Source organism: Tumidithrix elongata BACA0141 (genome assembly GCF_036349135.1).
Classification (GTDB): Bacteria; Cyanobacteriota; Cyanobacteriia; order Pseudanabaenales; family Pseudanabaenaceae; genus Tumidithrix; species Tumidithrix elongata.
In genome coordinates this window covers 1-8,002 of the sequence record NZ_JAZBJZ010000170.1, presented here as the reverse complement: position 1 = coordinate 8,002, position 8,002 = coordinate 1, and the positions used below count along the sequence as shown (strand labels likewise).

Below are 8,002 nucleotides of genomic sequence, written 5' to 3'. Positions count from 1 at the left end.
GCTAATGCTGAAGAGACTTGCAGCCACTTCTTAAGATCTCAAATGGGTTCTATATACTGGTTCCCTCCCAATCCAATTTCCAAGGCAAAAGCTAATAGATTTAAACCAATGAGTACATAGGTCGCATGAACTCTTTTACCTGTGCGTTTAATTGCACCACCGTAACTTTCTTCGTGCTGTAAATCTGTTTCAAGTTGGGCGAGAATTTGTTTTGATTCGTCTGTTAACGTGCGATCGCTGAGAGAGCCATGAGATAACCGCCAAGCGATCGCCTTTTGCATCGAAATATCGCTACTACGATTTAGTGCTATTAACTTCTCCTTAGCTTCCACTTCCATGCCTGCTGCCATTTCCGCTGTAGCAATCCAGAAATTTGAGATTTCTTGGGAATAAACCTTTAGCTGATTGGAGAAGAGGGCTTTGACGAATATCACTTCGCCACAAAATGCTAAAACCGTCATTCTGCTCGCATTCAAGCTCATGGGATCTTTGTTCTTATCGGCGCTCTGCTCGAATTTTCCCAATTCCTTGACTAAACTGTTCAAATCGCCTGTCTCCCCCAAAGCTCTCAAATAGTTCATCAGCAAATTGGGATCTTTATGCAGCACTTTCTCAGGGAAGCGATCGCGTATCCAAGTCAGCAACTCGTCCCACTGGCAATCCATTCTGTACAACATCATTGCGGCATATCGCCCTTCTGGGGTTTTGAGATCTTGATGTTGGCTTAAGATTTCCCTTGCTGCCTCCATATTGCCGTTCTGCGCCATTTCGAGGGAATATAACAGTTTAGGGTAGCGATCGAGTCCATCGGCTGGATGCAACCAACGCACGCATTCTGCAAGCATTCTGGCTTTGCGATAACTCTGCTGATAAACCAAACGGTTGACCCATTGCAGCAAAACTGTAGGGAATACGATCAAAATCAACCATAAACTGCCACTAATGGGGCTTGCCCATTTGGGTGCAAAATATAGCAGTACGACGGTCACAACTAGAATCGCCGCCGCCACGATCGCCCAACCTCTGCGATCGCGCGAGCCACCCGTGCGGATGATGGTTAAGCCACAGGAAAGGAATACAAACCAGATAATCAGGTTGTTGATACTCATTCTTTTTTCAGATAAAGCCCAATTGACTTGATAAGATGATTTTAGAGGTTCTGGGCACTATATGCCTGCGATCTTCTCTTTCTCTACTGTCTCGATCGTCAAGTCATTGTATGGAATGTATGGAAATTGATTTTAGGGATTCCCCTTACTAATTTCTGCCCACAATTCGGCAAAACGTTCTGCTGTCCAGCCCACTAAGTCTGATACCTGTCCATCGCCAATTTCGACTACTCGCATACCGCCATCTCTGCGCTCAACCACATCCACAGAGAAAAATTTGCTCTCAATCCGTCGAACGCATTCCTTAACAATCTCTGGGATTTTTTCGTCAGGCGAGGCTGCAAAGGCTTTCCCCTGTAAAACAAAGTAACGCTTCTCAGTCTCAATCTTGAAATCTTCAACTCGGCGCACGCATAAACCACCCTCAATATTTCCCCGAAACTTCTGCATTTCAGAAACTACTGTTCCAATTGTTGAAGGATCGTCAATCATTGAGCCAATAGAAGTTTTCAGCGACTTAACATAGTCCTTGATAAAGAAGCCGTTCCAACCCAGTCCTCGCAGTTCCTGCTCCAGATCGTCATCCATAGAAAAGAACTTCGTTTCTGGAGTCAAATCAGCAATCAATGGATACCAGTTTGGCAGGTAATGCGTTGACAAATATGAAGCCTGAGAGGTCAAAACGGTTGCACCCTTACTCTGAACAACACCTGCTAACGACTCATAATCAAGGGGTGAAAGCATCCAGCCCCGATACACCACGCTTTCACCTAGAACGGGGGGTGGAACGATCTTCGATGTCCCTACTCCTAGCGTTTCTAGAGAAATAACTGATGTCTCAAACCCTTCCCTATGAAGGCATTCAACCTGCTCTAGAAAGCCCTCGTCTGGCTTTTTGGGGTTGAAATAATCGCTAGGAAACAGGAATCTCATCATGCTTTACCAATAACACCTAATCTAAAGGTACAATTCAACAACAATTTATCTCAATCTCAATGGAAACTGCAACAGATCGTGATTACATTAACATGAATTCGGGATAATGATTTTGGAACAAAGCAGATTAACCTGTTGGAACTAAAGATTCGCAGGATGGGTTAACGGAGCATAACCCATGCAGTCGTTGGTTTTCATTCCTCAATCCAACTTACTGTGACTAGTTCGAGAAGCGATCGCCGAAACCACAAGTTAGGTTCCATGTATATTTATTTGGTGCGTTTCATTTCATGAACGTGCCCTACGCTAATGACTACATTCGATGTCCATGCGATCTTGCCTGCGACGGGATGGGAAATGAGGCTGTTGCGAATCGTATCGTTTTCGTCACTCGATCGTTAAAGTCTTAAGTTTCGGTGTTTGGTATACTGAAATGTAATTTACTGAGCGGAGTCGGCTTGGAAAATATTGAGGAGATCGAATTAGTTAAACTGGGTAAAGGGCTACCTGCGATCACACTGTCATTTGGTGCAACCTTAGCAGAAGCCTGTGCAATTTGTTTGGAGGAACGAGGTCATTCACAAGGCGTAGAGATTTCTATTTATGGAGATTTTAAAGCTACTTTCAAGCTTTACTGGCAAACTATTACCGACCAAATGTTGCGCTGTTGGAATGATAGGGAATATACCACCGAGCAAGCTGCTTATGGTATTGCGTTTATACTCGTCCGCAACCTGACAGACTTTACAGTCATTGAGCGATCGCGTAAAGGTACTGGCTTTGATTACTGGTTGGGAGTCGAGGGTGAGGCAAACGAACTACCTTTTCAGAATAAAGTTCGATTAGAAGTTTCAGGGATTCGCGAAGGTGACGATCGCCGTGTTAAGAGTAGGGTCAAACAGAAAGTAGAACAGACAAAGGCTTCCGATGGCACATTTCCAGCTTACATCGTTGTTGTTGAATTCAGTAAACCTTTATCGTTCATGGTAAGAAAATGAGCCAGATTCAAGAATTACATCGACAAGCAATAGATTTAGCTGAACTTGCTTCTACTAAAAAGCTTAAGGGCGATCTAGAACAAGCGGGTCTGTTATTGCGCCAAGCATTCGAGAAAGAAACTAAAGCTGCTACATTATTAGCGGACAATCTAAGTGCAGAGCCTACGCGCTCAATTTTACATCGTAGTGCTGCCTCTCTAGCTGTTGATTGCGGTGAATTTCAAGCGGCAGATCGCTTAATTGCTACGGCACTATCTGGGAACCCTCCTCAAGAAATTGCTGAGGAACTCAAGGATTTATTCATCCGAATTAATCTGCGTCATTACTTTGAGCGCAGGGGTATTAGCTTTGATGAGGAAAAGCTTACTAGTCTGACATTAGAAAGGCAGTTTGGATAGATTTGCGGCGGAACGCATCCTGAAAGGAATCTCTTACTTATCCCTAGGAAATCGCTCTTGTGCATGAGACGCGATCGCTTATCAGTTTGAGAGCCTCTTTGCATATTTGCATAGCGATCGTTGGAACAATATTTTAAGTTCCATTTAGTGCGTTTCATTTAGTGAACGCACCCTACGTTACTTGACGTTTAACAGTCAAGCGTCGCCACCTCTCAGTTTTTACAATGCATTATGGCTCTTGAGGATCTCAATCATTTTAGTATCCTGATTCTGAATAGCTTTCTCAAGAGGTGTGAGTCCATCAGGCATAGCAATATTAACATCTGCACCATTGTTGACAAGTAAAACTGCTGAATCATAAGACTTTTCAAGTACTGCGTAATGTAGCGGAGTCATGCCGCTAGAAGCCTTTGGATTTAAATCAGCCTTAGCATCAATTAGTACCTTAAGTATTTCAGGGTAATTTCTTACTGCCAAGTGTAGGGGTGTCACTCCATTATTCCAAGCTCTAATATTGACATCTGCTCCAGCCGCTATAAGCATACAGACGATTTCAAGGCTTCCACTGCCGCAAGCAGCATGTAATGGAGAATAGCCAACTGTATCTTGAGTATTTGGAAGTGCTCCTTTGGAAAGCAAAAAAGAGACAATATTGACATGTCCAACTTCGGATGCTATTTGAAGAGCTGATGTGCGGTACAGACGATGGACTTTTGTAGGATCTGAACCCTTCTCTAATTCTTTTTTTAAGCCCTCTAAATCGCCTTTTTGGGAATAAAGATAAATTTTACTATGCGAAAAAAGAAGAAAAGGAACTACAAACATTAGTGTAAATGCAATCAAGAACAGAAAAATTAATGTTAAATAATTATTGCTTTCAGTAGTAATTTCTTTCAGAAAATTTTCAAGAGAAGTTTGACTAGTCTCAGAGTATTCAGAATAGGTATTGGGAAACAAAAATGAAACCAAAAAAGGCATAGTAAAGACAACTATTATAAGTATCCTTTTTATAAGATCCTTCTGTGTGATTGCACCGATAAATACAAGTACAAAATACAGAATTATTAAGGATAATCTGTCTGGATCGTCTTTAAATGGATTCAAGTAGGTATAAATGGATGTCATAAACGATTATTGAACAAGAATTCTATTGGATTATCTTTTAATACATTGGTTAGATTTGTAGGATGGGTTAGCGAAGCGTAACCCATGCAGTCGTTGGATTTTGCGCCTCAATTTAACCTAAAGTGATAGAGAAGACTCACCTACAGTAAGCAGCGATCGCTTCAGCAGTTTCAACCTCTTCCTCTCGTTTTGTTGACGCTCTCGATTCGCTTTATTCTGTCGTGGCAACAGGAATTATTCATGAATCGATTGTATGATATGGATCGTGGGGAATAAGCAGGCAATGATAGAGATTAGCTTGCTAAAATGACCGACAATCTAATCACTGAATCAAGATTTTTTCATGAAACTGCCAGAATGCGATCGCTGTAATCTTTATTCTCGGACAAACTATCTCGTCTGTGCCGTTCATCCAGCGGGGCCAAGCGGTAAAACTTGCCCCGATTTTGAGTCAGCCGAACTATGGGAGCCAGAAAATCCCGAGCATTACCGCGAGCAGCACATGGACGAATGGTTTTGGCATCCCATTTTTACGGGCAAATGCCCCGATTGCAATCATTCCTTTTCGCGGCTAAGACTGCCACCTTTACATTGGCGATGTTCGGTCTGCGGTTGGGAAGATGACGAAAGCGATGACTAGGGGCTTCCTAAAAAGTCTTTTTTGCCAAGCTCTACACCGCAATGTCTGAGAATGTTATAGGTCGTCGTGATATGGAAATAAACGTTAGACAGCACAAAGCCAAACAGAAATGGCAGTCCCTCAAGGGTGAGAGAAGTGTCGCGCATGGGGATAGTAATCGACTTGGCTTCCGAACCATCAATTTGCTCGGGTGTCAGTGTTTCTAGGTAAGCAATGGTTTTGCGAACGCGATCGATCAGTTCGGAAAAAGTTGTTTCGTTATCCTCATACTTAGGAGCTTCTTGTCCTGCTAGTTGAGCGGCCCCGCGTTTGGCAATATCTGAGGCGATTTGAACCTGCCGCGACAAAGGAAACATATCAGGGAACAAACGCATATTAATTAGGACGGTGGGGTCAATTTTTTTGGTTTCAGCATGGGCAGCACCTTTTTCCAAAATCGTTACGAGATTATTCAAGTTGCGAATCAGGACAGGTACTGAAGCTTTGTACATGGAAATCATCATGGATAGTTCTCTCAAAAATAGGAAGTTAAATTTCAGTTAAAGTCCACATGCTCAAGTTTAGATGTGTCATAGAATGTGGGGTATAGACAAAAATCCTTTTTTGCCTCTGTCTAATTTTAGGCGGTTGCGTACCAGAAATTGAAAAGCGATCGCAATTCAACCTTTTGTAAGATCTATGAAATATCTTTCTATGGTTCTAAACTCAACGCTTCGAGTTTTGATTGCTGGTTTAACCGTTTTAGGAATCAGCGCGATCGCAGCATCCTCAGTTATGGCAAACGACACGACCTATGCCAATGACGATTGGAGCACTACCAAAAATCCTAAGTTCAAAAATTCTAAGTTTATACATTCTAACTAGAGAAGAGCTAGCACTATTTAACTATGCCCTCCAAATCAAGATCGTAAAGTAGCGATTAGACGTTTAGGATTTTGGAGCAGGTCAAGCGCATCTAGAATGCTGTTAGATACGATATCTGCATCGATCGAGGCTTCTACGGAACCACCTTCTTTTTGAATGAGGGCAATCCCTAACACAGATTCTTTGAGCATCTTGCGAGTGTTAACCATGCTTCCGTCATTTTTGGCGATCGCAAATGCACAAAAGACAAGTGCTTATATTCTGGCTGCTGCAATAAAGCTGGGTACTTTTTACGGTTATTGGCATAGGTTTTCAACATCCATAACAGAATAGAATCTTGACTGAAAAATGTTTTGTAAATACTTTCTCGATTGCCACTCCAGAGTTCTTCTTTGTTTAGCGATCTTTGTAAGGTTCGTCGCAACAGTTGCCTCAACACGATCTCAAAAGGATAATCGAGAAATACCACTGTATCGGCGCTACCCCAAACAAGGTCACGCACTTTGCTGTAGTTGCCATCGACGACCCAGCGATCGCCTGACAATGCCTTCGAGATGCGATCGCGAAATACTTGATCAGGAGCTTCTATCCAATTTGGCTCCCAATGTAGTGCATCTAATTCGACATGTGGAATCTGAAGTAGTTGGGAAATATTTTTTGCCAAGGTGGTTTTCCCTGAGCCTGAAGTGCCAACGATCGATATCCTCTGACCGCAATTTTGCAATTTTATTTCCATATCCCTAAATCCCTAAAGCATCCAAAGCTTGGGGCTGTATGTTGTTAGTGAAAATTCGGTATCGCAAGCTAGTGGAACCTCCATAGGCAGCAGCCTTGATAAACTCTTCTACAAGAATACCTCCATTAGCCTCAATAACACGCCGTGAAGGGTAGTTATCAGGATCGGTGGTGATTTCAACGTAGGGAAGCCCCTCTAGTTTAATCACTGCTAGGAAAATGCAGCAGAATCCCCAACGTCCAGCTCACGCTTTGTTGGGCTTCATTTATGCAGGCTTTCTGCTGGCTTTTAAAAACAAAGGCCATTGCACTAATTTAGTTTTATCAGGCTCATTCCAGATTGTTTTCAATTTTAGCTCCAGTTGGTCAACTGGGTCGTTTCCAAGTTCTGCTGAATAGCGTTTCACCGCAGACCAAGTACGGTAATACCCTAATAATTGCTGTAAATTCCATTCTACCTTCATTGAAAAAATTTTTGGGATGTTAATTTCATCAAACGGAAGAACTAAATCACGATAGCCATTCCTTAATTGGCGATTGCCACTTGCCCAAAATCGGTCGATCGGCTCAAGTAAAGTCTTAGTAATAACTTCATCAATTTCGTGTTCAATTTCTAACCTACCATAACCCCAAACAGCTAAAATGCCTTTGGGTTTTAGTACTCGTTCTACTTCTTGAAAAAAATTTTCTTGGTCAAACCAGTGTATTGCCAAAGCTACCGTAACCAAATCAAATGACTGATTTTCAAATGGAGTATGTTCAGCAGGAGAAACACTGTAGTTTATCTTATGATGTATGATGCAGTGTTGAATTTGCTCGACACTAATATCAGTTGCTTCAACATGTGCAAAAAATTTTGCACAGGAAATCGCTGCTTGCCCATTTCCAGTTGCACAATCCCAGGCGCGGTCGTGACATTCGGAAATTTCGCTCAAAAATAAAAAAAGCTCATCGGGGTATTGAGGTCTATGTTTGGCATATTGTTCCGAATTGAGCGAAAAGCTTTGAATGTTGTTCACTGTTACTCTGATAAAAAGAATTGGAAGCCCAACGGCTTAATTGAGCGGCAAGAGAAGATGATGTAAGCAGTATGTAGCGATCGCAAAGTAAACGAGCCAGTCAAGTAGCAATGCCTATGAATTTCTCTAGTAGACTACGGCGTAAAAATGTCTACCGTTAAACTGCCAGAGCCTTTCC

General features: G+C 42.3%; 12 protein-coding genes. 4 read left to right on the top strand and 8 right to left on the bottom strand.

Annotated elements, in window-relative coordinates; genetic code table 11:
• Positions 1–38: 38 nt before the first annotated feature.
• Complete coding sequence (locus tag V2H45_RS23995) at positions 39–1,109, bottom strand: hypothetical protein (RefSeq protein ID WP_330486223.1); 1,071 nt, start codon at positions 1,107–1,109, stop codon at positions 39–41.
• Between the two features lie 132 nt (positions 1,110–1,241).
• A complete protein-coding gene (locus V2H45_RS23990; protein ID WP_330486222.1) occupies positions 1,242–2,042 on the bottom strand; it encodes an ATP-grasp domain-containing protein in 801 nt (266 codons plus the stop codon).
• A gap of 461 nt (positions 2,043–2,503) precedes the next feature.
• Between V2H45_RS23990 and V2H45_RS23985 the strand changes: the two genes are divergently transcribed.
• Both V2H45_RS23985 and V2H45_RS23980 read left to right on the top strand, forming a co-directional pair.
• Positions 2,504–3,043, top strand: coding sequence for a hypothetical protein (locus V2H45_RS23985; protein ID WP_330486221.1), 540 nt, complete (start codon positions 2,504–2,506; stop codon positions 3,041–3,043).
• Positions 3,040–3,441, top strand: a complete 402-nt coding sequence (locus V2H45_RS23980) for a hypothetical protein (protein WP_330486220.1) — start codon at positions 3,040–3,042, stop codon at positions 3,439–3,441. The genes V2H45_RS23985 and V2H45_RS23980 overlap by 4 nt, the downstream gene beginning before the upstream one ends.
• Positions 3,442–3,660: 219 nt before the next feature.
• Here the strand turns inward: V2H45_RS23980 and V2H45_RS23975 are convergent, their stop codons facing one another.
• Positions 3,661–4,566 (bottom strand): ankyrin repeat domain-containing protein, encoded by a 906-nt coding sequence (locus V2H45_RS23975; protein WP_330486219.1) that lies wholly within the window; start codon positions 4,564–4,566, stop codon positions 3,661–3,663.
• A gap of 343 nt (positions 4,567–4,909) precedes the next feature.
• Between V2H45_RS23975 and V2H45_RS23970 the strand changes: the two genes are divergently transcribed.
• Positions 4,910–5,206: a hypothetical protein gene (locus V2H45_RS23970; RefSeq protein ID WP_330486218.1), complete on the top strand. Its 297-nt coding sequence runs from the start codon at positions 4,910–4,912 to the stop codon at positions 5,204–5,206.
• Here V2H45_RS23970 and V2H45_RS23965 read toward each other — a convergent pair.
• Positions 5,203–5,709 carry a DUF1993 domain-containing protein gene (locus V2H45_RS23965; protein ID WP_330486217.1) on the bottom strand — a complete coding sequence of 169 codons (507 nt, stop codon included), beginning with the start codon at positions 5,707–5,709 and terminating at the stop codon, positions 5,203–5,205. The genes V2H45_RS23970 and V2H45_RS23965 overlap by 4 nt on opposite strands.
• A 175-nt stretch (positions 5,710–5,884) precedes the next feature.
• On the opposite strand from V2H45_RS23965, the gene V2H45_RS23960 reads away from it, so the two are divergent.
• Positions 5,885–6,070, top strand: a complete 186-nt coding sequence (locus tag V2H45_RS23960; protein ID WP_330486216.1) for a hypothetical protein — start codon at positions 5,885–5,887, stop codon at positions 6,068–6,070.
• A gap of 35 nt (positions 6,071–6,105) precedes the next feature.
• Here the strand turns inward: V2H45_RS23960 and V2H45_RS23955 are convergent, their stop codons facing one another.
• From V2H45_RS23955 to V2H45_RS23940, 4 genes are read right to left on the bottom strand one after another with little or no spacing between them, the layout of a single operon-like run.
• On the bottom strand, positions 6,106–6,261 hold the full coding sequence (locus V2H45_RS23955; RefSeq protein WP_330486215.1) for a hypothetical protein: 156 nt from the start codon (positions 6,259–6,261) through the stop codon (positions 6,106–6,108).
• Complete coding sequence (locus V2H45_RS23950) at positions 6,240–6,806, bottom strand: ATP-binding cassette domain-containing protein (protein ID WP_330486214.1); 567 nt, start codon at positions 6,804–6,806, stop codon at positions 6,240–6,242. Before V2H45_RS23950 ends, V2H45_RS23955 begins: the two co-directional genes overlap by 22 nt.
• 4 nt (positions 6,807–6,810) lie before the next feature.
• A complete protein-coding gene (locus V2H45_RS23945) occupies positions 6,811–7,014 on the bottom strand; it encodes a hypothetical protein (RefSeq protein ID WP_330486213.1) in 204 nt (67 codons plus the stop codon).
• Between the two features lie 57 nt (positions 7,015–7,071).
• On the bottom strand, positions 7,072–7,824 hold the full coding sequence (locus tag V2H45_RS23940) for a class I SAM-dependent methyltransferase (RefSeq protein WP_330486212.1): 753 nt from the start codon (positions 7,822–7,824) through the stop codon (positions 7,072–7,074).
• Positions 7,825–8,002: the final 178 nt, after the last annotated feature.

Bases quoted from the DNA above. Each gene is read 5' to 3' on its own strand.
- V2H45_RS23995 (WP_330486223.1), bottom strand. From the start codon at position 1,109: ATGAGTATCAACAACCTGATTATCTGGTTTGTATTCCTTTCCTGTGGC.
- V2H45_RS23990 (WP_330486222.1), bottom strand. From the start codon at position 2,042: ATGAGATTCCTGTTTCCTAGCGATTATTTCAACCCCAAAAAGCCAGAC.
- V2H45_RS23980 (WP_330486220.1), top strand. From the start codon at position 3,040: ATGAGCCAGATTCAAGAATTACATCGACAAGCAATAGATTTAGCTGAA.
- V2H45_RS23975 (WP_330486219.1), bottom strand. From the start codon at position 4,566: ATGACATCCATTTATACCTACTTGAATCCATTTAAAGACGATCCAGAC.
- V2H45_RS23970 (WP_330486218.1), top strand. From the start codon at position 4,910: ATGAAACTGCCAGAATGCGATCGCTGTAATCTTTATTCTCGGACAAAC.
- V2H45_RS23965 (WP_330486217.1), bottom strand. From the start codon at position 5,709: ATGATGATTTCCATGTACAAAGCTTCAGTACCTGTCCTGATTCGCAAC.
- V2H45_RS23960 (WP_330486216.1), top strand. From the start codon at position 5,885: ATGAAATATCTTTCTATGGTTCTAAACTCAACGCTTCGAGTTTTGATT.
- V2H45_RS23955 (WP_330486215.1), bottom strand. From the start codon at position 6,261: ATGCTCAAAGAATCTGTGTTAGGGATTGCCCTCATTCAAAAAGAAGGT.
- V2H45_RS23950 (WP_330486214.1), bottom strand. From the start codon at position 6,806: ATGGAAATAAAATTGCAAAATTGCGGTCAGAGGATATCGATCGTTGGC.